A 21,564-nucleotide genomic window follows, 5' to 3' on the forward strand; every position below is an offset into this window, starting at 1 on the left:
CATTCCCATGCTGGGATTCCATAATTGAGTAGCTTTCGTATGATTCTTTTCCGGCAATCCAATAGAAGATTAAACCAACCATAATTATAGGGTATATCAAAATATTATACAAACGTTAGGAATTTTTTAAAAAAGGATTGTCTTTTTTAAAATAAGGGAATATACTACATTACAACAGTAATGCACTATGTCGGAAGGAGGGTATACGTGATTTTACAATCAGATGGTATAAAACCGATTTACGTGCAAATTGCGGAGTGGATTGAAAATGAAGTCATAAGTGGTAGCTTTACGACAGATGACAAAGTTTATTCGCAATATCAGTTGGCAGAGATGTTTAATATTAACCCCGCAACCGCGGCTAAAGGGTTGAACATATTGGTGGATGAGCAAATCCTTTATAAAAAGCGCGGGCTTGGCATGTTCGTCTTGGAAGGTGCAAAGGAGAAAATTTTGCGCAAACGAAAAAACGAAACATTAAAAGGACTCATTCGTGAGCTTGTCGTAGAAGCAAGCAGGCTTGGAGTTGAAGAGAAAGAATTGTTACAAATGATCAAGGAAGCGAGGCGAAAGCATGATGGAAGTGATTAAAAGTATGGAATTAACGAAGAAATATGGACGGGCGACAGTATTAGATCATATGTCTTTTGCGATTCGTGAAAACACGATAACGGGATTGATTGGGAGAAATGGGGTTGGGAAAACAACACTTTTGAAAATCCTTGCTGGATTTATCCATAAAACGTCGGGGGAAGTAACTGTTTTTTCTGAACGACCGTTTAATAGCTTAATCGTATCTGCAAATAGCATTATGATTGACGATCAAATGACGTGGCCACCGTCGATGAATTTGACTGAACTGATGGCTAGTGCAAGCAGCTTTTATCCAAATTGGAATGCGGAGTTAGCGAACGGAATGATCGAATATTTTTCGCTCAACCCGAATCAATCTTATGAACGCTTATCAAAAGGAATGAAGAGCACGTTCAATCTGATCATCGGCATCTGCGCTAGATGTTCGTTGACGATATTAGATGAGCCGACGACGGGAATGGATGCGGCGGTTCGCCAAGATTTTTACCGGGCGTTGTTAAAAGATTATCTCGCTCATCCACGCACGATTATTCTTTCAAGTCACCACTTACATGAAATCGAGCACCTGTTAGAGGATGTTCTGCTAATGAACGATGGAAAGGTGCATCTACACTTACCGATTGCCGAATTAAAGGAGCGGGCAGTCGGCTTACAAGGGATAAAGTCAGCAGTCGTTGGATGGACGATGGGGAGGAACATTCTTCATGAAAAAGAAATAGCACCTGGACGGGTGTTCTCGGTTGTGAGGAATGACTTTACTGAAGCGGATTTTGAGAGCGCCAGACTTGAAGGCGTAGAAATCAGTTCCATTTCAGCAAACGATGTATGCATCTATGAAACGAACAAAAACAAGGGGGGAATTGATGATGTCTTTCATCGAAATGAGTCTGACTAATGTCGTGAAAAGGCAATTTCGCTTTAAGCTAAAGGCATACAGTGGCATGTTTGGTACACTTGTCATTATGCAGTTGATCGGCTTAGTCTTTTCGTTATTAGGGCCATATCAATATTCCGGTTATGGATTGACTTCAGCCACGAATGTTAGCTTTCACTATTATTCCACCGATGTAGTTATTTTGTTTACAATGCTTTGGGCGTTTATTTCTGCACTTTTAATAACGACTAAGGCGACAAGATACGATGATTTTGCTTTTATTACGAATCGTATGAGCAGTTTGCTAGCGAATATTCTCTTTCTTTTCGCGGCAGGTGCAGTCGGTGGAATTTCAGCAATTTTATGCAGCTATATCGTAAAAATATTTTATTACTTTACGGGAAATATTGAATTCATGAGCAGTTCCCCTGGGCAAATATTCATTGGCTTTGTAGCTGCGACACTCTACGTCTTTCTATTTAGTGCTTTCGGATATCTCATTGGGGCATTCATTCAAATGAGCAAACTATTCATCATCATCTTCCCAGCACTTTTTATCGGCATGATCGCAGTCGGGGTACCGTTAGGGCAGGAAGAGAAGATAACGGCAATTTATCATTTTTTTGCATCTGAATCATCGCTTCTCTTGTTTGCATTAAAAATCATTATTGTATCGGGGCTTTGCTTTGTTTGTTCAGCTGCAATATTGAATCGTATGGAGGTGCGTAAATAATGGTCGTTTTGCCGACTCTAATTTTAATTTTGCTTATATTCATTGGCGTACCGTTATTTGCCATCTGGCTTCGTCGTCTTTCCCGTTCCAATCCGAATCGTAAGCGGATTGTGAAAATCGTAGTTGGACTCTATTTTTCCATCTTAATCGCAGCCCCGCTTGTATATGGCTTACTGCCAAATAAGCCTTCACATATCGTATTTGTAAAAGAAAAGGAAGCAAATGAAAGAACGGTGCAATTACGTAATGCTCTTTTCCACGGAAGAACTGATACGATTGAAGCGGATTTTATTAAAAATCAGTGGAAATTCGAATATGATGGCAGTAAACTTCAAATCGCACCAACAGAAGGATTTTTCGAAGGAGAGATTGTCATCGAACGAAAGACAGAAGCGGACGGAATGATTGAGGCGACGTATTATATGAGTACAATCTTAGCTCAAGTAGATGTAACAAAGGATTTGATTGTCCCCAATATTAAATTGAATAAAGATCGTTTGGAAATTGCCAGCAATCCTGGAACAATAGAGATCAGCTACTCATTTATGAAAAAAGAATTTCCAATTAGTCAATTTACGGGGGAGAATTTATTTGCGTCCTATTTTAGCGAGCCGCGCCAGTCGGTTGATATATTGTATTTGCGCATTCCCAAAAATGTAGATGTAATTAATGATCAGTATTTAGCGATTAGCTATATAGGGCATTAAATGTTCGGCCTCCGCGTTTAAATCCAAAAATTATGGCAATCATGCTAAGGATTCTAAACATAGGAGGTTTCCAATGATGAAAAAATGGCTTATGTTTGCGATGGCAACCGTTTGTTGTCTCTTCATTGTTGCTTGTTCTGCTAATGAAGAGGTAAACCCACAAGCAACAGGCGATGATGCCGTTCCGGTGAATAGTCATACACCAATCGAAGTAGATTTGATCAACACAAAAGGGGACAGTATCGGAAAAGCAACATTATCTGAAACAGATAAAGGCGTAAAGATTGCGGTAAAAGCGGAAGGGCTTGAACCAGGAACGAAGGCGATTCACATTCATGAAACAGGTAAATGTGTAGCACCTGACTTTACTTCTGCTGGCGCTCATTTTAATCCAGGCCAGCGTGAGCATGGCTTCGAGAATCCGAACGGCTTCCATGCGGGAGATTTGCCTAATATTGAAGTGTCAGCCCAAGGTACGGTCAATGCTATCATTACCGCACCGAATGTAACACTAAAGCAAGGTGAAAATTCTTTGCTTGATGAAGATGGAAGTGCTTTGGTCATTCATAAAAAAGCAGATGATTATAAAACGGACCCAGCGGGAAATGCCGGTGATCGAATAGTGTGTGGTGTAATAGGAAAATAATTAATAGGCTGCCTTGATTTGCTGAGGCGGCCTTTTCAATATATCAATTCTGAATGGTTGACCGTGATAAGGAAAATAAGACAAACTAGTTTTAATTCGAATTAGCAGAAGTCCCTCATTTCTATAAAGAGTTGAAGAAAAATTTTGCAGCTAGTGGGTTAAGCGAAGCTTCTACATTTCTTATTAAGGAATACCCTATATTAGCATAAGCGCTATTTTTAGGAGATGCTGTTTCGTCAAGCAGTTGAAAGAAGTGCCTATGTTGTTGATATATTAATTGGAAAAATAGAGAGGTCACACAAAAGCCATATTACTTTCCAATTTGGTAGCAAAGAAGAGGCATAAGTATATATATTCAAGAAATGGGTTATTTTTGGCAAGAAGAAGTTTTGCTTGAGTGGATAATGGAACAATATTAAAAGATTCGTCAAAATGAAGAGAGGTAGGGATATAACTAAAGCGATCAAATCTAAAGGAGAACAATAGAATAACTTAGCGTAGGAAATATACGTAGACTCCTGCGGGAGAAAAGGCCACGGTGAGACCTCGCAGTTCATAGCACGAGGAGGCTCAACAGCCACCCGTGGAAAAAGTGAAGTATATTTCCGGGGACGAGTTATTTGCAGTTGCCATCGTTCGCATTTGGATTTGATAAAAAGCTTTTGTCCCAGCCTCTTTCTTTTTTATTAATTTTTAATGCTTATCGGAATGGCATTTTAGGTTTCTAGAGATTAAAAATTTGCAAGAAGAAATAAATTATTGTTGACAAAAAAATAGACTGCGTTTATATTTAATTTATAAACAACTTGTTATAACGTTATATCTATCTCTTGTAATAAAGCGTTTACAAAAGGGGGTGTATTAGAAAATGAGTATAAGATTAATTTCTTCTCATATTTTTTTCACTCAACTTGTTATAACGTTATATCTATTTTGCGGCTTAAAACAGTAGTTTCATAAGAATATGTAAATAATCTTCATTTAACTTGTTATAACGATATACCTAGTGGTAGGATCGAAAAGTAGAAATGAAATAATTAATTATTTTAGATAGGTGATATTAAATGAAAGCATTTGTAATCGATAAGCAGTCAAAGCTTCCACTACATTTTCAAATCTATGAAGATATTAAGGGGAAAATAGAAAGTAAAAAATTACAAGCAGGTGACAAGATTCCTTCTGAAAAGGAACTTCAAACTTTATATGATGTTAGTAGAATTACGGTAAGGAGAGCTATACATGATTTAGAAAATGAGGGATTTGTTAAAAAGTCTCAAGGAAAAGGTACCATTGTTTGTAGCACTAAACAAAAATATGATTTAAAAAGGCTAAGTAGTTTTAGTGAAGATGTAAAGGAACATGGAGAAATATCAAGCTCTATTATTCGTGAATTCAAAATTGTAAAGGCTGATCATAAAACAGCTTATTCATTGGGAATATTGGAGGGAGAAGAGGTCTACTATTTAGAAAGGAGCCGGTTAAGCGGTGATACTGTAGTTGGTTTGCATAAGGCATTTATAAAAAAGACTGATGAAATTTCTCTTGATAGACTCGAATTCGATGAAACAACATCTTTATATGAAAGATTAAAAATGAAGGGAATCCAATTAAAATATGCCAATGAAATTTTAGAAGCGCAAATGCCTGATAAAGAGATTAAAAAAGGTTTAGGTATGAAAGACAATATACCGATCTTTTTTAAGGAACGAATTACTTATGATACATCTGGTGTCCCGATAGAATTTGTAAAAATGTATTATCGCTCAGATGTTTATCAATATAAAGTGACTCTTGATGTGAATGATGGAAGCAAAAATTTGTAAAAGGGGAATTTAAAAGATGAAAATATACGACGTTCACTCTCACTTAGGAAAAACAAGTTCTGGTGAAGAGAATACTCCAACAGATATTGTAAATGAGTTAGGGCGATATGGAATTTCTAAAATTGGCATAAGTAGCCTTTCTGGTATTTCGACAAGACAACAAAATGACACAATTTATAAGGCTATGAAAGAGTACCCAAATATTATAGAAGGATATGGGTTTATCAATCCTAAAGCTCCAGATGCAATTGAAGAAGTTCATAGGTGTTTAGGAGAATATAAAATGAACGGAATTAAGTTCCATTCATGGAAACATGGATACTATCCAGATAATACACCTAGTCTTAATGATATTTTCTTTGAAATAGAAAAATATGGGGTACATGTACAAACACATGTAGGAACTGCTCCATTATCAACACCATATGTTTGGGCCGAATATGCTAAAAAATTTCCTAATATAGACTTTCTATTTACTCATACGGGCTATTATGAGTTTGGCTTATCTACAATTGAATCAGTAAAAGATTTAGATAATGTATGGGTTGAGACTTCAGGACAAATGAATGTCGAAGTGCTAAAGAAATCTATTGACATTTTGGGACCTGGACGAGTTGTTTTTGGAGTAGATTGGCCGTATAAACTAGTAAATATTGAAATTGAAAAATTTTATGAATTAAATATTCCAGAAGATCAATTAGAGCATATTTTCTATAAGAACGCAGAATATTTGTGGAGGTATTAAAATGATCCATATTTTAGTAGTCACTCATGGCATGATGGCAGAAGGGATTGTTCAAACTGCCAAGATGTTCACTGGAGAACAGGAAAACTTAAATTATATTTCTTTAGAGGAAGGAATGGGTCAAGAAGAGCTAACAGCATTAATAAATGAAGAAATGAAAGGGATTCCAGAAAGGGAACAATTACTAATATTCTGTGATATCCTCGGTGGAACACCATTTAATGTAAGCAGTAGGCTAGCTTTTGAAAATGAAAATATTTCTATATTTTATGGAGTTAACTTACCAATCCTTGTTTCAGCTATTTTATCTAGAGATGGACAAAGTTTACTTGATTTAACCTCATTGCTTGTTGAGTCCAGCAATGAAAGTTTGGGATTAAGCACATTATAAAGGAGAGAAAAAAATGAACATTACCGTATTTAGAGTTGATGAGAGATTAATCCATGGACAAATTGTTACTGCATGGATTGCTTATGCAGATGCCACTCAAATTATCGTAGCAGATGATAAGGCTGCCAATGATGAGTTTCAAAAGTCGTTATTACAAATGACAACACCAAAAAATATTCAATTAAAAATCATTGGGATTGCAGAAGCTATTAAAACAATAAAAGAAGATACTAGCGATTCAAAAGCACTTTTAATTGTAAGAGGACCCAAGGAAGCGCTGCAATTGATTGAAGGGGGCATTGATTTAAAAGAGATTAACATTGGAAACATCAATATGAAAAAAGGCAAAAAGAAAATATTAGGAAATCTATGGGTTGATGATGAAGATATTAGCAATTTAACGAAGTTAAGTGAGGCAGGGATTTCCCTTGATGTTCGAACAGTACCAAATGAGCGAAGCCAAGATGCAATGAAATTAATTCTTAATTAATTTTCCGTCGGGAGGAAAAAATGATGGATATTCTACTTCAAGCTATACTAGTTGGGTTGTTTGTTACTATTGCTTATATTGATTCCCATACTTTACAAACGCATATATTTAGACCTATTTTTGTTGGCCCTGTTGTTGGATTAATTATGGGGGATGTTGCAACAGGGTTAGCCGTTGGAGTTACGATCGAATTAATGTTTTTAGCTGTTATCTTTGTTGGAACAGCTACACCTCCTGATCCGACACTTAGTACAGCGATTGCGGCAGGAATCGCAATTCTTGGTGGTGGCGGTACAGAACTAGCAGTAGCAACTGCTTTGCCAGTTTCATTTATTGGACAAATTGCTACAACATTTCAAAATACAGCGATCAACATCTGGTTTATGCATCGAGCAGAAAATGCTATATCAAAGTTAAATATTCGAGGATTGGTGTTAAATAATACGGTCTTTCCAATGTTAACGAACGTTATTCTTTATGGGGTTCCTGCTTTCCTTGCTATCTATTTTGGAGCTGATTTTGTTAAAGGAATCATAGAGGCAATTCCGGAAAAAATTATTACCGGTTTAGCTGCCGGTGGAGGAATGATTGGTGCTGTCGGGTTTGCATTACTATTAAGTACAATCCAAGTTAAAAAGTTCTGGCCATTTTTATTCTTAGGTTTCTTCTTTGCATCCTATTTAAATATCAATATGATTGGAATTGCATTATTAGGCGTAATCTGTGTATCACTATATTACTACTTAAAGATCGATGATAAAAACGCTAACGCATAAGGGGTGCTTAAGATGGAAAACGAAAAAAAATTAACTAAGAAAGATTTATGGAAAGTCTTTTGGAATCAAATGACCATTCGTACCGCAAATAACTATGAACGTCAGCAAAATGCCGGATTTACTCAAGCAATGATGCCTGTTATTGAAAAAGTTTATGATGATCCAGAAGATAAAAAGGAAGCGTATGAAAGACATATGGAATACTTTTTAACACAAGATATGGTTTCTGCCCTTCCCGTTGGTATTAGTGCCGCGATGGAAGAAAGGTATGCGAACGAAAGAGACTTTGATCCGTCTACGATTAACTCTGTAAAAACAGCACTAATGGGCCCTTTAGCTGGATTAGGGGATTCTCTTTTAAATGGTACTGCAAGACCAATTCTTGCAGGACTTGCGATCTCATTAGTAAGTGCTGGCACAGGATGGATTGGTCCATTCATGTTTGTGATTTGTATGGCGATCCTTTCCCTTGGTGTACGATATTTGGGCGTTTTCGAAGGATATAGACAAGGTGTTTCGCTTGTTTCAAAATTTCAGTCATCAGGACTAATTAGCCGAATTTCAGAATTGGCTGGGATTGCAGCTTATATTATTGTTGGAGGATTTATTCCTGCATTAGTTGTTGTACACATTCCGCTAGAATATACGTCCGGAGAAACAACGATAAAAATTCAAGAAACATTAGATAATTTAATGCCAGGTGTATTAGGTTTACTTTATACCGGTTTGATGTATTATCTGATCACGAAGAAAAAAGTTTCAGCTATTAAATTAATTTTCATTACGATGTTTATTGGGATTGCAGGAGTATATGCTGGTATTTTAGGTTAATAAATCAGAAGATAACCAAAGTGAGAAGGTGTGAAGAAAGTGATTATTGATATACATGCTCATATTAAAAGAGATGCAGAAAAACACAAATACCTTGAGCAAGAATTATTAGATGATATGAAGAAAAATAATATTTCTTTAAGGGTCGTCTCTGCGATTGAAGGAAAGTCAATACATGACCAAAATAATTATATCTCTGATTTTGTTTCGCGATATCCTGATCAGTTGATTGGGTGTGCTGTGATTAATCCTAAAGAAGATAACTCAATAGAAGAAGCTAAGAGAGTATTGGCTCTTCCTGGTATTAAAATGATTGAATTTAATTCGGTTGAACACGGTTACTATCCTGATAGTTGTGAAAACTTGGATGAAATTTTTAATATCCTTGGGGAAAATAAAATTCCCGTTAAGGTTTTTACAGGTATCGGCGCAAGGTCAATGCCACAGCAATGGGCGGTTCATGCTAAAAAGCATCCTAATATCCCATTTATATTCCTTCATATCGGTTGCTTTGATTATGGTTATGGGTGCGTTGATTTAGCTCTAGAAAATGAGAATGTCTATGTGGAAACATCCTATCAATATGAAATTCAAGTTTTAAGAAAGGCGTTTTCGAAATTGCCTAAAGAAAAATTATTCTTTGGTTCATCCTATCCAACTGTATTAACTAAATCCTCGGTAAATTTATTTGACATGTTTCATTTAGAAAAGGACTATCTTGAAAATATCTATTATAAAAATGCAATGGAATTATTTGAGTAATAGATTGACAGCGTTTTCCACTAATGATTAGTAAAGGGAAAGTGAGCGTGGAAAGTGAATAAAAGAAAGGTGGATTATTTGATATGGATAAAGAGGATGTACGAATACTCCTTCCTTACGATGTTCAACCATTATTTGATGATATCGTAGACCAAAGGGTGTTAGGGGCAAGTAATCACATTGCAATGATTGGTGAGATGATTGAATCAATCACACTAGATGGAAAGAAAAATAATAGTGAAATCAAAAATATTATAGAGAGAATCCAAGTAGTAACAAATTATTTTGTAAAGACAAGAGGAGAAGCAAGTCAGGCGATTAGTAATGCGATATTGCTAATGACGAATCATTTAGAACAGCTTGTAGATTCTACATTAGATGAGGCAGTGGATGAAATTATTAATCGCAAAAATAGCTATCTAGATTATAATAACAGTGCAACTGAGAAAGTAATTGATTATGCTAGCATCGTAGTTGAAAACATGAAAACGATTATGGTTTATGATTATTCAAGTACGGTAGATAAATTATTGAAAAAAATCGGTGGATCTGAGCACCAATATATAATCTATATTCCTGAAAGCCGGATTATTGACGGAGGAGTTCCATATGTAAAAACCTGTAAAGAGGCAGGGCATGCAATTAGGTTCTTTCCAGATGCAGCGATTATGTATTATTCAAAAGAATGTGATGTTGCGCTTATGGGGGCAGAAACGTTCTTCCCAGATGGCACTGGATTTAATACAACTGGTTCTGATTTAGTAGGATTAGCATGCGACTATTATAAAATACCATTGTATTTCTTAACTCCATTAATTAAATTAGATATCCGTCCAATCTATGGTTACAAAAAAGAGTTAGTAATTAATGATTTGGAAACAAAATTAATAGAAGAATGGCAGGATAAGAGTCTAGCAGAAAATATTAATTTTAAAGCACCTGAATTACTCGGTGTAGAACCAAAACATATCCGAGGTTTTATTACAGAAAAGGGAGTTATTCCGGCGGAACAGATGTTCAATGTAAGCTTAGAATATTATAAAGAGTTAGGGGGGGCCATATAATGAGGGAGGTTTTCCATCCAAACTGTACTGTTCTATCAATGATCCAGCCACCGCCACTTCCCGGAAGTTATCGACATATTGATCAAACGATCGATGAAATTGTGTATGAATCTTTAAAGGAAACAGAAATGGTGCAGGAAAATGGATTTGACGGCATTATTATTCAAAATATGAACGATATGCCGATCAAACAACATTCTGACCCTGAAGCAATTGCGTATATGTCAAGAATTGCTTATGAAATAAGAAAAGAGTTTCCAAATTTAACAATGGGGATCTTAATGAATTGGGATGGAGTATCTGGCTTGTCAGTAGCAGATGCTGTGGGTGCAGACTTTGTAAGGGTTGAGCATCTGTTTACAGGGGCCAATGTAACTAGTGCGGGAATTCTTCAAGCCCAATGTGTAGATATTGCAAGATTAAGAAAAAGAATCAGATCCAAAGTTCCAGTGTATGCTGATGTATACGAAGTACATGGAGTCCCTCTGGGGAGAAAACCTATCGAGGACGCTGCTTGGGAAGCAGTCCATGAGGCTTTTGCCGATGGTTTGTTTATTGCAGGCAGAAGCGTTGAGGAAAGTGTTGAAATAATTAAAAAGGTTAGGACGAAAATACCAGATACACCGGTATTTCTAGGGGGAGGGGCAACAGGAGACAATATTTTCGAACTGCTTAAACTTTACGATGGGGTTTCAGTGGCAACATGGATTAAAAATGGTGATATGAAGAATCCGATTGATCCCGAGAGAGCTAAAATATTTATGAATGAGGCTAATAAGGCAAAGCAGTGGCGAGAGAGCTTTAAATCAGAGTGAAGACCTAGCTTCATTTTAAAAAGTCGCAAGTAATTTGAAATTACTTGCGATTTAATCGTTTATCGATCTCCACCAAGAATGTTAAATAGACCGCCGATTCCACCTTCATCTTTAGAGCCACCAGATGCTGGCATCGCAGCAAATACACGGCTCGCCAGTCTTGAGAATGGCAGTGACTGAATCCAAACCGTCCCTGGTCCCCGAAGCGTTGCAAAAAACAATCCTTCGCCGCCAAATAATGCTGTCTTTACCCCTTTAACCATTTCGATATCGTAATGAACATCGTTTGTCATTGCGACGAGGCAGCCTGTATCGATTTTTACAACTTCACCAGGTTCTAACGTTTTCTTGTGAATCGTTCCTCCTGCGTGGACAAAGGCCATGCCATTCCCTTCAAGTTTTTGCATAATGAAGCCTTCTCCCCCGAAGAAACCAGCACCAAGTTTACGTTGAAAGGCAATCCCGACGGAGACCCCTTTGGCAGCGGCTAAAAAGGCATCCTTTTGACAAATGAGTTTGCCGTCGAGTTCAGATAAATCCATCGGAATAATTTTTCCGGGATATGGTGATGCAAAGGAGACATGTTTTTTCCCGGAGCCATCATTCGTAAATGTTGTCATAAATAAACTTTCTCCAGTAAGTAATCGTTTCCCAGCACCCATTAATTTTCCCATCAATCCGTTACCTTGGGAAGAACCATCTCCAAAAACGGTCTCCATTTTAATGTCACCATCCATCATCATTAAGCTTCCCGCTTCCGCGACAACTGTTTCAAATGGATCAAGCTCAACTTGAACAAACTGCATATCATCGCCAAAAATTTCGTAATCAATTTCATGATTATTCATCGTCAACACCGTCCTTTAAAACGTATACGAATCATGAAAAGAAAAGGTTTCGTGTATCGTTAAAGAGACATTTATAAAAAATAAAAGAGGCGTCAGGCTAAATACCTAACATCCTCTCAAATGAAGGCAACGCACATTAATTTTCATCCACATGCTTTATAAATTGCCTGTTTATTAACCAATTTCCATTATCTATTTTTAAAAAATCTAACTCCTAAGAGTTGATTGAAATTTCAGCAGTTGTTCCAACGTATGATTCTTCAATGTTTTACTAGCTACATTTATTCTACTTTACGTTACCTAGTAGTTCTGTCTGGCTGCTATCTAATATGCCATTTTGAGGAATTTCAATTTGAAAATGAGTTCCTTCTGACGAGCTTTCCACAATGCTAATATTTCCTAAGTGCTCTATGAATATCTTCTTTACAAAAGGCAAACCTAGTCCCATGCCTTTTTCTTTAAATGACATAAAAGGATCAAAGACACTATCCCAATTTTCCTGGGGTATTCCTTTTCCAGTGTCTATAAAATGAATAAGGATCGTGCCTTCATTTACTTCCGTTTTAATCGTGATATTTTTATTTTCTTTGTTGTTTGGAATGGCTTCAATACTATTATTAATTAAATTGATAAAAGCTTGTTCAAGGTTCGTTTTATTCACATATGCTTTAAGAGATTTGAAGTTATTCACAAACGTAATCTCTACATTATTTTTACGCAGCATTTCTTGAGTAAAGTCGATCGACTCTTGAATAACCGATTCTAAATCCTCAATTTTCAAGGTCACCTTTGATGAATTCATATATTTTACGTAATTGTTAACTAAATCTTCTAAATGTATAGAAGACCGATTGACCATATCTAATAAACTTTTATCTTTATCGGATAAGGTTTCACTCTTCGTTAATAATTTAGAAAAACCACTAATAATCTGATTTGTATTTTTCACTTCATGAATCAAACTTCCGGATAAATTTCCAAGATAGTCTAGCTTCCTCTGTCTCTCCATTAATTGATAATAATCGAGCTTGATATTCTCATTGAGCTTAATAAATTCCCGAACAATCAAGGTGGAGAAAGTGACGACTCCTATACTACTAGAAATACCCCCTGTTTCAGAAGAAAAATTCAGGAAACCTGATACGAATAATAAAATCGAATAGATACTAAAATTTCTCAAAAAGTATCTGATATTTACGTTCATGATTGTTTTTGAAATGATAAAAACTAGGGATTGGAAAAGGATAAAGCTGCCGACATGAATAATATAGATCCATGTGAGTGACCCGTATTCTGGAAAAAAATAATCGAGCGATGAATAAGTTTTCGTTAAATGAATGGCCTTTATGCCTAAAGGAGTCCAATTAATAATATAAACGATCGCACTCCAAATAATTAATACGTACAACGTTATGTTATTGAATAAAATCATCAAAATTTTGCTCAACCATTTATTTCCTTTTAGCATCGTCGGTTGTAATTTAATGATTGAATAAGCTACATAGAATACAACTGGAATAGAAAAAGTAGGCCCCATTCGAAATAACTTAAAAAGAATAAGAATGATCTCCTCTTTTAACAAGCCTTCAAAGTATAGGATTCCTACATCGAATTGCCACAATGTGATCAAAAGCATATATATAACCAATCCGACAGACAGTTTTGATTCTTTATAAAAGTTATGCATCGTTAGTGCTAAAACAATGGGAATTAATCCAATCGCACAGATTAGTAAGCCAATAATCATAGACCTTCACTTCTTTCTGCTTGGCTCATACTGGTTTGGTTATTTAATATTTTTTTACATAGGCACATGCGTTGTTTCCAGCATGACCATGATTTGTAATGGCAACTTCTTTGATTTCTTGGTATTTTGTTTCAGTAACGATATTCATGTCTTCAAAGCCATTTTTTGACGTTCGTATCGTCGGTGGAATGAAGTCGTACTGAACACTCAAGAAGGAGGAGATGACCTGCAATATGCCAACTACACCAAAGGGGTTTCCATACATGCTCTTAATGGATGAATAAGGTATTTGATGATTAAATAGTAATTTGGAACATTTGTATTCTATCTGATCATGTGTTCCTATGCCAAGAGCCTGACTATTAATATAGTCTGGTTGACGCCCTGTAATGATTTCCTTTAATGCATTAAGCATTTGTTCCCCTGTCTCATCTATGGAAAAGATATCTATCCCATCATTATTTGAAACGACTTCAACCATTTCTCCTTTAATATGTGCAGCTCGATGAACGGCATCTTCTTCTCTCTCTAATATAATAGCACCCGCTGCTTCAGCCATCGCAAATCCTTTGCTATTTTTATTAAATGGAACAGCCCCTTCATCAAGTGATTGATTAAGTGGCAAAGATCTCGTTTTGGCAAAAGCGTACGTTGTTGCTTGTGTAATGGGGCTATCTGTCCCACCAACAATCGCTACATCTACTTTCCCGCTTCTTAAATAAAGAAGGGCTTCCTCAATCGCTTCTAAACTTGAAGTACAAGCAGTTGTAATGGTTTTTGTAATTCCATTTATTCCTATGGAGCGAGCAATAGCAGCTGTAATACTGTGGTAATTGGCATAATGGGAAAATGTAATGGGAATGGACCGATAATCTCCTCTTTTTCCATGTTCAATCGAATCTTGAAATATTTTCTCACCAGATGCTCCTAGTGATGTACCGATAAAAAGTCCTACTTTTTTATTTTTTAAATCGATTTGAGCAGATTTTACCGCTTCTCTAGTAGCGGCGATTCCTAATTTTGTTACTCTTGGAAGCCGTTTTAGTTTAGGATCTATTTCATAATCCTCAAGCTCTTTTTTTATTAAACCAACGATGTTTGTTTCGTTTTTAGGACCGCTCTGCTCTACAATTTCCAATGAACATACGCCATTTTTGAGATTAAATAGAAATGCTTCAATATTTTTTGTATTTGGAGCCATAATCCCATATCCAGTACAAACTACCTTCATGCTAATTCTCCTTATTTGAGTATTTTTGACTATATAATTATATCAGATATACTCAATATTCCCTATTGCTAAATGCAGGTCAGTTTGTATTGAATGAGCGGTAAATGGTGGCTTCCTTATCTTCATATTTATAATAATAAAGAAGACTTTTGTTGGTATCAACTTCATATTGTACTAGGAATGCAGTCAATTGGTAAGAGGGAATAGTGCATTTCTATAAAATGGAATAATAGGAGTGATTGTTTTAAAAAATAATAAAAAGAAGTAAGCTTTTTAAGCATTGTAAAATAAAAAAAGTGTGCAAATTTTGCACACTTTTCATTACTTCGCTAACATCCACATATGTTGGCGTTCTTTTTTCGTTTCTTCGCCTTTATGTGTAAGTGTTACTGTGTAAGTTTTTGCGTTAGGCAATTTATCGCCTTGTTGTAATTCTACACGTTGAGCGTCCTTTACTTTTCCGCCGCCGTGTCCTACTTCTACATAAGTGCCAGCAACTGGTGCTGTTTCACCTGATTTTAAAAATTGATTCATTTGAAATTCCCTCACTTTGAATGTATTGCAAAACATATAAACCGATTATAACAAAGAAACAAGGTAAATTGCCAATTGGAATGAAAAAAAGTAAACTTTTTGTAAAAAAATCTTTAGTCTACAAGTCCGATCGATTGCAATCCATTAAAAATCCCCGAATCTGTTACTGCGGTCGTTTTTCGATTGCCATATGCAAATAAGTCAGGATGCCCATTTCCCATAACAAAACCTTCACCGACCGTTGATAGCATTTCTTTATCATTCATCCCATCTCCAAATGCAATGGTCGCTGCTATTGGGATAGGGATATGTCCGATTATTTTTTGAATAGCTTCTCCCTTATTGACCGTATCTCGGATCACATCATAGCAATCCCGGAGACCATCGACATTTACTTGGGCAAAATGATAGCTAGGATCGCCTTCGTAAAGACGAGAGTCCCCATCATTCAGATGGATCAAAGTAGCACCGAGAATTTGGTCGGCAATCTCGTCGTGATATTGATCATTATGCTTCATTTGGAACTTTTCAATGAAGTTCCTTACAGATGGTACATCCAAGTTTGTAAAAAAATTTTTCTCATTTGTATATAAAACAATTTCATGTCCATGCTTTTGTGCGATATTTATAAATTCTCGCACCGTTTCAGCTGACATTGGTTCATGTACAATCGTTTGCTCTTTATAAATAGCAAGTGCGCCATTATATCCAATAAAGGAATGGATATTTAGTTCCTCAGCTAAGTCTGTGATTTCGTGAATCGGTCTTCCTGTCGCCAAAAACACTTCTATGCCCCGCTTCTGAACTTGCAAAATCGCATCTTTTGTTGATAAATCATACGTATGATCGGGCTTTAAGATCGTTCCGTCAATATCTAAAAACAAAGCTTTATAATTCGTCATTTATTAATCCTCCAAGTAAACAATAATATAAGTGTACCATATGCGAACAGCGGGTTAAAATCGGTTCAATTCTAAGTTTACCGTTTTTCAACATAGCCCTTAGCCTGGAATATTGATTTTAGCAGATCGTTGATTGTAGCGGCAGGAGCGAATATAGGAACGAAGCCTAAGGTCGCCACATCGTGTGGCAACGGCTTAGTGACCAACATCCTGTTGGCCTGAGGAGCTCACGACCCGCCCGCGGAAAGCGTCCCCTAGAGCGAATAATCAACAGTAATCTGAAGTAGATCCTCTCCTTTTAAAAGACTTAAAATAGGTATCCAAAAATGCAATTTTTGGATGCCTGTTTTCATAAAAAGGTCAAGCTTTATTTTGGGGTAAACTTAAGGTTCAATCCTTTGACAACGCTTTCCAAAATGAAGATGATAGAAGAGAGGAAAAACGAGAAAGGGAGAGATGAAAAATGAAATACCGTCGATTAGGTCGCTCGGGACTAAAAGTGAGCGAAGTAAGCTTAGGAAGCTGGCTTACATATGGGAAATCAGTGGAAGATAATGTTGCGGAGAAGACGATACATAAAGCATATGAACTAGGCATTAACTTCTTTGACTCTGCTAATGTGTATGAACGTGGAGAAGGCGAGAAAGTAATGGCAAAAGCGTTGAAAGAGTATGCAAGGGAGTCTTATGTCATTACAACAAAGGCATTTTGGCCAATGGGGGATGGGCCTAATGATCGCGGATTATCACGTAAGCATGTATACGAACAGGTGCATAATAGCTTAAAGCGAATGAATCTAGATTATGTCGACATCTTTTACTGCCATCGCTATGATCCGGAGACACCAGTTGATGAAACCCTTCGTGTCATTGATGATTTAATTCGCCAAGGAAAAGTGTTGTATGCAGGAGTAAGTGAGTGGACTGCGGCTCAAATCGAGGAAGCGGTTGGAGTGGCAGATAAATATTTACTTGATCGCATCGTTGTCAATCAACCGCAATATAGTATGCTTAATCGTTATATCGAAAAAGAGGTACTGCCAGTATCTAGTAAATATGGAATTTCACAAGTTGTCTGGTCTCCGCTCGCGCAAGGAATGTTGACTGGAAAATATAAAGATGGAAAAATTCCAGAAAATAGCCGTGCAGCAAACGATACAATTAATACATCTGTGAAAAATTTTCTTACAGAAGAAAATCTTAAAAAGGTCCAGCAATTGGGCAAATTAGCTGAAGAGCTTAATACAACATTGCCTGCCCTTGCAATTGCTTGGATTTTACGTCAGCCTAATGTGGCGAGTGCGCTTGTAGGTGCAAGTCGTCCGGAACAAATTGAGGCAAATGTAAAGGGAAGCGAACTGGAATTGAAAACAGAAGTCATTGAGAAAATTGAAGGAATTTTAGCGTAAATCATGGATTTAATCATAATTCAGCCTCTGTATTAATCGTACAGAGGCTAATTTTATATTTGTCACATATACCTTGTGAAAAAAGTACGTGTAAAAACGTTTCCAACATTTAAATAAAAGGCATTGACTGAAAAAAAATTGAGTGCTATGATGCATCTAATTAGTTTGTTTGGTAGTCAAATAAATTATACATAGGTAAAGTCGAGGTGCTTGTGTATTTGAAGAAGATAATGATTCGAAATGTAAGCAGTTACTGTAAGCGTTTTGTTTAGAGTAGAAGGGCTGAATAGTAATGACGGTGTAAATATCATAATATTCGTAATTTTGAAAAGGAATTCAACTATTGCGTAAATAGCTAATGGAGGGGTAAAAATGGCTCAACCAGTAAGTCAATTTGAACAAGAGATGATACATAACAAACCTGAATTTAGAAAATTTGGTATGCGGGATAAAGTAGGTTATTTATTTGGTGATTTTGGTAACGATTTCTTCTTTATTCTTGTCGCTTCATTTTTAATGGTTTACTATACAGATGTTTTTCATATTAATGCAGCTACTGTTGGGACCCTCTTTTTTGTTGCTCGATTATGGGATGCGGTTGCGGATGTGACATGGGGGCGTTTCATCGATACGAGAAAACCAAGTAAACATGGGAAATTTAAACCGTGGATTTTTAGAATGTCCTTCCCACTCGTTATTTCCGGTGTATTAATGTTTGTAAAGATTCCGGGAATGTCAGATGGTTTTTATTTAGCTTATGCTTTTGTTACTTACATTCTTTGGGGAACTTTATATAGTACAGTCAATATCCCTTATGGTTCAATGGCGTCTGTCATTACGAGTGACCCAGTTGAACGTACATCTTTATCTACTTTTAGAGCAATGGGCGCAGTTCTGGCTGGATTAATTATTAATGTAGGGGGACCATTGCTGTTATTTACAAATAATAAGGCAGATGCAAATGGTTTTCTACTAGCGGCAATTATTTTTGGTTTTCTTTCTATCTCTTGTTATATGGCATGTTATAAATTATCGACTGAACGGATTGTTGCACCTGAAAGGGAAAAACAAAAAGGGAATTTAAAAAAGACAGTAAAAGGGATGGCTAAAAACAAGCCTTTAATATGGATCTTAATTATTTCATTAACCTTTATGGTCTGTTTTATGCTACTTGGTGCAGTAAACGTCTATTTGTTTAAAGATTATTTCAGTAACGCAAAAGCATTGAGCTTGGTTGGGCTAACTCAAACTGGTGCTACCGTCCTTGCCTTGCCGCTTGTAAGACCACTGGTAGCGAAGTTCGGTAAAAAGGAACTTGCCGCGGCGGGATTGTTATTAGCTGGTATTGTATATGGCCTTTTATACTTTTTACCAAAATTAACGGCGATTGAATTTATCATTATCATGACTGTAGGTAAATTTGGATATGCGTTTTTCAACTTGGTTATCTGGGCGTTTGTAACAGATGTGATTGATTACCATGAATATATAACAGGTTTACGAGAGGATGGGACTGTATATTCCGTCTATTCATTTGCTCGTAAAGTAGGACAAGCGATTGCAGGCGGTATCGGTGGTATTGCAATAGCGGCAGTTGGTTATGATGTCACCCGTGAAGTGCAAACGCAAGGTGCGCTGGATGGTATTCATGCCTTAGCCACTTTATTGCCTGCTATCATCTTTTTAGCTTTATTTTTGATGTTAGTATTTCTATATCCATTGAACAAGAAGCGAACACTTCAACTAGCTGTTGAATTAAAAGACAGAAGAAAGTCATAAACAAGAAGAAGCGAAGATATATGTAACGTAGCGATCCATTCCTTCATTTTATCGAGGAAAGGATCGCTATTTTCTTCTGTATAATGATGCTCTATCGGTGCTGCCAAAGAAGCAGAAAGATGAAATGTCAAAAAATTTTCGATTCAGTAAAAATAGTGCATTTGATTACGCTTTCATTTTACATACAATGAGGATAAGCCCAATGAGTAGGGAGGTTATTGTTCGTGAACAGTCGATTTTTAACGACCGTAAATCATGCTTGTGATTGGATTCTTACATTGCTCTATTTAAATTTCCTCTGGATTGTTTTTACTCTAGCCGGATTCGTTGTCGGGGGTATATTTCCAGCCACGGTCTCTCTGTTTTCAATTATGAAAAATTCAGTTCGTGGTGATGAACGAGGGTCGATCTTTAAGTCCTTCTGGTCCGTTTATAAACAGGAATTTCTAAGAGCAAATCGTTTAGGATATACATTGGTTTTTATAGCTGTCGTTTTATATTACGATTGGCTATTTACAAATGTTGTTGGTGGAACAATCGGTATGGTTGCAAAAGGCATTTTATTAGGTTGTGTATTCTTATTTGGAATAACAGTTGTTTATATTTTTCCTGTTTATTTACAAGCAGGAGGAAAGGTTTTTGCTTCTATTAAATCGGCATTCCTCATTGCAATAACGTATCCGATTCATACGATGATTATGTTTATTTCCATTTTCTCTTTATGCGTCGTTTTCATCCTTCTGCCAATGGCAGGTTACCTGTTTGCAACGAGTGGTTTATGTTGGGTAATTACGTTTTTCTCTCTCCATCTATTCCGAAAGATTGAAAAGCAAGCAGAAGAAATGCAGGAACGCAAAAAGAGGCAGTTAGCAACAAATCATTAAATGTAGTCATACAAAATAAGAGAGGTGTAACAAATGAGCATGGAAGCAAAGGAAGTATTAAATAAAGTTGAACATGTAAAAGTGAAAAAGAAGCGAAGAAGTCTAGAAAATGAGAACAAGATTGGATTCTTGTTCGTTGCTCCGATGTTAACGGGAGTAGGAATTTTAGTTTTAATCCCTATCATCGCAACTTTTATTTTAAGTTTTGCGGATTGGAATTTTATTAAAGGATTTTCCGCGATTAAGTGGGTCGGTCTACAAAACTATCAAGACCTATTTGCAAGTGAAGTATTTCGTAAATCAATCGTTAATAACCTATTATTCTTACTAACGGTCCCAATTACGATCGCTGTATCACTATTTATTGCGATTCTCGTTGATAAAAATGTATATATGAAAACCTATTTTAAAGTGGCTTTCTTTATGCCGTACATTTCCAGTATTGTCGCAGTTGCAATTGTATGGCAAGTATTATTCAGCCCGACAGAAGGACCAATCAATCAATTCCTTCTATCAATTGGAGTGGAAAATCCGCCTAAATGGATCGCAGACCCAGATTTTGCTTTATTCTCAGTGATGGTCATTCAAATTTGGGCAGCCATTGGTTTTAATATGATTCTCTTTTTAGCTGGATTACAATCGATTCCAAAAGAGCTTTATGAAGCGGCTGATATTGATGGAGCAACGCCATGGAAAAAATTCCTTCACATTATGTTGCCATCTTTATCTCCGACAACGTTCTTCCTTCTTATCACAGGTATTATAGGGACGTTCAAAGTGTTTGACTTAATTGCCGTTTTAACAAAAGGTGGACCTGTAAATTCAACAACGATGCTCGTATGGCATTTATATGAAAGCGCATTTTTGAACTTGAAAATTGGTTATTCCTCCGCAATTGCGGTCATCTTATTTGTTTTCGTATTACTGATTACAGTAGTACAGTGGATTGGCCAGAAAAAATGGGTGAATTACTAAGGGGG

Annotated in this window: 23 protein-coding genes; 18 read left to right on the top strand and 5 right to left on the bottom strand. The window is 36.4% G+C overall.

Annotated elements, in window-relative coordinates:
* Window positions 1-207 precede the first annotated feature (207 nt).
* From KHA95_RS18975 to KHA95_RS19040, 14 genes are all read left to right on the top strand, one after another.
* Window positions 208-591 carry a GntR family transcriptional regulator gene (locus KHA95_RS18975; RefSeq protein ID WP_213139128.1) on the top strand — a complete coding sequence of 128 codons (384 nt, stop codon included), beginning with the start codon at window positions 208-210 and terminating at the stop codon, window positions 589-591.
* Window positions 578-1,489: an ATP-binding cassette domain-containing protein gene (locus tag KHA95_RS18980; protein WP_213139129.1), complete on the top strand. Its 912-nt coding sequence runs from the start codon at window positions 578-580 to the stop codon at window positions 1,487-1,489. Before KHA95_RS18975 ends, KHA95_RS18980 begins: the two co-directional genes overlap by 14 nt.
* Window positions 1,461-2,201: a hypothetical protein gene (locus KHA95_RS18985; protein WP_213139130.1), complete on the top strand. Its 741-nt coding sequence runs from the start codon at window positions 1,461-1,463 to the stop codon at window positions 2,199-2,201. The genes KHA95_RS18980 and KHA95_RS18985 overlap by 29 nt, the downstream gene beginning before the upstream one ends.
* Window positions 2,201-2,908 carry a hypothetical protein gene (locus KHA95_RS18990; protein ID WP_213139131.1) on the top strand — a complete coding sequence of 236 codons (708 nt, stop codon included), beginning with the start codon at window positions 2,201-2,203 and terminating at the stop codon, window positions 2,906-2,908. Before KHA95_RS18985 ends, KHA95_RS18990 begins: the two co-directional genes overlap by 1 nt.
* A gap of 76 nt (window positions 2,909-2,984) precedes the next feature.
* Entirely contained in the window at window positions 2,985-3,554 is a 570-nt protein-coding gene (locus KHA95_RS18995; protein ID WP_213139132.1) for a superoxide dismutase family protein, read from the top strand.
* Window positions 3,555-4,618: 1,064 nt separating this feature from the next.
* Entirely contained in the window at window positions 4,619-5,377 is a 759-nt protein-coding gene (locus KHA95_RS19000; protein WP_213139133.1) for a GntR family transcriptional regulator, read from the top strand.
* Between the two features lie 16 nt (window positions 5,378-5,393).
* Window positions 5,394-6,122, top strand: coding sequence for an amidohydrolase family protein (locus tag KHA95_RS19005; protein ID WP_213139134.1), 729 nt, complete (start codon window positions 5,394-5,396; stop codon window positions 6,120-6,122).
* Between the two features lies 1 nt (window position 6,123).
* A complete protein-coding gene (locus KHA95_RS19010) occupies window positions 6,124-6,513 on the top strand; it encodes a PTS sugar transporter subunit IIA (protein ID WP_213139135.1) in 390 nt (129 codons plus the stop codon).
* 13 nt (window positions 6,514-6,526) lie between these two features.
* Complete coding sequence (locus KHA95_RS19015; RefSeq protein ID WP_213139136.1) at window positions 6,527-7,003, top strand: PTS sugar transporter subunit IIB; 477 nt, start codon at window positions 6,527-6,529, stop codon at window positions 7,001-7,003.
* 23 nt (window positions 7,004-7,026) lie between these two features.
* Complete coding sequence (locus tag KHA95_RS19020) at window positions 7,027-7,779, top strand: PTS mannose/fructose/sorbose/N-acetylgalactosamine transporter subunit IIC (RefSeq protein ID WP_213139137.1); 753 nt, start codon at window positions 7,027-7,029, stop codon at window positions 7,777-7,779.
* A 12-nt stretch (window positions 7,780-7,791) separates the two neighbouring features.
* Window positions 7,792-8,610, top strand: coding sequence for a PTS system mannose/fructose/sorbose family transporter subunit IID (locus tag KHA95_RS19025; protein WP_213139138.1), 819 nt, complete (start codon window positions 7,792-7,794; stop codon window positions 8,608-8,610).
* A gap of 39 nt (window positions 8,611-8,649) precedes the next feature.
* Window positions 8,650-9,372, top strand: coding sequence for an amidohydrolase family protein (locus KHA95_RS19030; protein ID WP_213139139.1), 723 nt, complete (start codon window positions 8,650-8,652; stop codon window positions 9,370-9,372).
* Window positions 9,373-9,455: 83 nt separating this feature from the next.
* Window positions 9,456-10,436 (top strand): IF-2B domain-containing protein, encoded by a 981-nt coding sequence (locus tag KHA95_RS19035; RefSeq protein WP_213139140.1) that lies wholly within the window; start codon window positions 9,456-9,458, stop codon window positions 10,434-10,436.
* Window positions 10,436-11,251 carry a BtpA/SgcQ family protein gene (locus KHA95_RS19040; RefSeq protein WP_213139141.1) on the top strand — a complete coding sequence of 272 codons (816 nt, stop codon included), beginning with the start codon at window positions 10,436-10,438 and terminating at the stop codon, window positions 11,249-11,251. The genes KHA95_RS19035 and KHA95_RS19040 overlap by 1 nt, the downstream gene beginning before the upstream one ends.
* 59 nt (window positions 11,252-11,310) lie before the next feature.
* On the opposite strand, the gene KHA95_RS19045 is transcribed toward KHA95_RS19040, so the two are convergent.
* The 5 genes from KHA95_RS19045 to KHA95_RS19065 form a co-directional block, all read right to left on the bottom strand.
* Window positions 11,311-12,099 carry a TIGR00266 family protein gene (locus tag KHA95_RS19045; RefSeq protein WP_213139142.1) on the bottom strand — a complete coding sequence of 263 codons (789 nt, stop codon included), beginning with the start codon at window positions 12,097-12,099 and terminating at the stop codon, window positions 11,311-11,313.
* A 286-nt stretch (window positions 12,100-12,385) separates the two neighbouring features.
* Entirely contained in the window at window positions 12,386-13,846 is a 1,461-nt protein-coding gene (locus tag KHA95_RS19050) for a sensor histidine kinase (protein ID WP_249317100.1), read from the bottom strand.
* A gap of 43 nt (window positions 13,847-13,889) precedes the next feature.
* The gene (locus KHA95_RS19055) at window positions 13,890-15,077 is read right to left on the bottom strand and encodes a beta-ketoacyl synthase N-terminal-like domain-containing protein (RefSeq protein ID WP_213139143.1); all 1,188 of its coding nucleotides are present in this window, start codon (window positions 15,075-15,077) and stop codon (window positions 13,890-13,892) included.
* A gap of 321 nt (window positions 15,078-15,398) precedes the next feature.
* Window positions 15,399-15,611, bottom strand: a complete 213-nt coding sequence (locus KHA95_RS19060; protein WP_213139144.1) for a YjzC family protein — start codon at window positions 15,609-15,611, stop codon at window positions 15,399-15,401.
* A gap of 113 nt (window positions 15,612-15,724) precedes the next feature.
* Entirely contained in the window at window positions 15,725-16,513 is a 789-nt protein-coding gene (locus KHA95_RS19065; protein WP_213139145.1) for an HAD family hydrolase, read from the bottom strand.
* A gap of 463 nt (window positions 16,514-16,976) precedes the next feature.
* Between KHA95_RS19065 and KHA95_RS19070 the strand changes: the two genes are divergently transcribed.
* The 4 genes from KHA95_RS19070 (at window position 16,977) to KHA95_RS19085 (ending at window position 21,559) form a co-directional block, all read left to right on the top strand.
* Window positions 16,977-17,921 carry an aldo/keto reductase family protein gene (locus tag KHA95_RS19070; RefSeq protein ID WP_213139146.1) on the top strand — a complete coding sequence of 315 codons (945 nt, stop codon included), beginning with the start codon at window positions 16,977-16,979 and terminating at the stop codon, window positions 17,919-17,921.
* Between the two features lie 372 nt (window positions 17,922-18,293).
* Window positions 18,294-19,700, top strand: coding sequence for an MFS transporter (locus tag KHA95_RS19075; RefSeq protein WP_213139147.1), 1,407 nt, complete (start codon window positions 18,294-18,296; stop codon window positions 19,698-19,700).
* A 224-nt stretch (window positions 19,701-19,924) separates the two neighbouring features.
* Window positions 19,925-20,584 (top strand): YesL family protein, encoded by a 660-nt coding sequence (locus tag KHA95_RS19080; RefSeq protein WP_213139148.1) that lies wholly within the window; start codon window positions 19,925-19,927, stop codon window positions 20,582-20,584.
* A 33-nt stretch (window positions 20,585-20,617) separates the two neighbouring features.
* Window positions 20,618-21,559, top strand: coding sequence for a carbohydrate ABC transporter permease (locus tag KHA95_RS19085; protein WP_213139149.1), 942 nt, complete (start codon window positions 20,618-20,620; stop codon window positions 21,557-21,559).
* Window positions 21,560-21,564 lie beyond the last annotated feature (5 nt).

Source organism: Bacillus sp. FJAT-50079, from assembly GCF_018343515.1.
GTDB lineage: Bacteria > Bacillota > Bacilli > Bacillales > Bacillaceae_C > Lederbergia.

Excerpts from the sequence above, each read along its gene's own strand:
- KHA95_RS19050 (WP_249317100.1), bottom strand. The coding sequence starts at position 13,846 with ATGATTATTGGCTTACTAATCTGTGCGATTGGATTAATTCCCATTGTT.
- KHA95_RS19040 (WP_213139141.1), top strand. The coding sequence starts at position 10,436 with ATGAGGGAGGTTTTCCATCCAAACTGTACTGTTCTATCAATGATCCAG.
- KHA95_RS19045 (WP_213139142.1), bottom strand. The coding sequence starts at position 12,099 with ATGAATAATCATGAAATTGATTACGAAATTTTTGGCGATGATATGCAG.
- KHA95_RS19075 (WP_213139147.1), top strand. The coding sequence starts at position 18,294 with ATGGCTCAACCAGTAAGTCAATTTGAACAAGAGATGATACATAACAAA.
- KHA95_RS18985 (WP_213139130.1), top strand. The coding sequence starts at position 1,461 with ATGTCTTTCATCGAAATGAGTCTGACTAATGTCGTGAAAAGGCAATTT.
- KHA95_RS18990 (WP_213139131.1), top strand. The coding sequence starts at position 2,201 with ATGGTCGTTTTGCCGACTCTAATTTTAATTTTGCTTATATTCATTGGC.
- KHA95_RS19000 (WP_213139133.1), top strand. The coding sequence starts at position 4,619 with ATGAAAGCATTTGTAATCGATAAGCAGTCAAAGCTTCCACTACATTTT.
- KHA95_RS19020 (WP_213139137.1), top strand. The coding sequence starts at position 7,027 with ATGGATATTCTACTTCAAGCTATACTAGTTGGGTTGTTTGTTACTATT.
- KHA95_RS19015 (WP_213139136.1), top strand. The coding sequence starts at position 6,527 with ATGAACATTACCGTATTTAGAGTTGATGAGAGATTAATCCATGGACAA.
- KHA95_RS19055 (WP_213139143.1), bottom strand. The coding sequence starts at position 15,077 with ATGAAGGTAGTTTGTACTGGATATGGGATTATGGCTCCAAATACAAAA.
- KHA95_RS19085 (WP_213139149.1), top strand. The coding sequence starts at position 20,618 with ATGAGCATGGAAGCAAAGGAAGTATTAAATAAAGTTGAACATGTAAAA.
- KHA95_RS19070 (WP_213139146.1), top strand. The coding sequence starts at position 16,977 with ATGAAATACCGTCGATTAGGTCGCTCGGGACTAAAAGTGAGCGAAGTA.
- KHA95_RS18995 (WP_213139132.1), top strand. The coding sequence starts at position 2,985 with ATGAAAAAATGGCTTATGTTTGCGATGGCAACCGTTTGTTGTCTCTTC.
- KHA95_RS19065 (WP_213139145.1), bottom strand. The coding sequence starts at position 16,513 with ATGACGAATTATAAAGCTTTGTTTTTAGATATTGACGGAACGATCTTA.
- KHA95_RS19035 (WP_213139140.1), top strand. The coding sequence starts at position 9,456 with ATGGATAAAGAGGATGTACGAATACTCCTTCCTTACGATGTTCAACCA.
- KHA95_RS19010 (WP_213139135.1), top strand. The coding sequence starts at position 6,124 with ATGATCCATATTTTAGTAGTCACTCATGGCATGATGGCAGAAGGGATT.
- KHA95_RS18980 (WP_213139129.1), top strand. The coding sequence starts at position 578 with ATGGAAGTGATTAAAAGTATGGAATTAACGAAGAAATATGGACGGGCG.
- KHA95_RS19005 (WP_213139134.1), top strand. The coding sequence starts at position 5,394 with ATGAAAATATACGACGTTCACTCTCACTTAGGAAAAACAAGTTCTGGT.
- KHA95_RS19060 (WP_213139144.1), bottom strand. The coding sequence starts at position 15,611 with ATGAATCAATTTTTAAAATCAGGTGAAACAGCACCAGTTGCTGGCACT.
- KHA95_RS19025 (WP_213139138.1), top strand. The coding sequence starts at position 7,792 with ATGGAAAACGAAAAAAAATTAACTAAGAAAGATTTATGGAAAGTCTTT.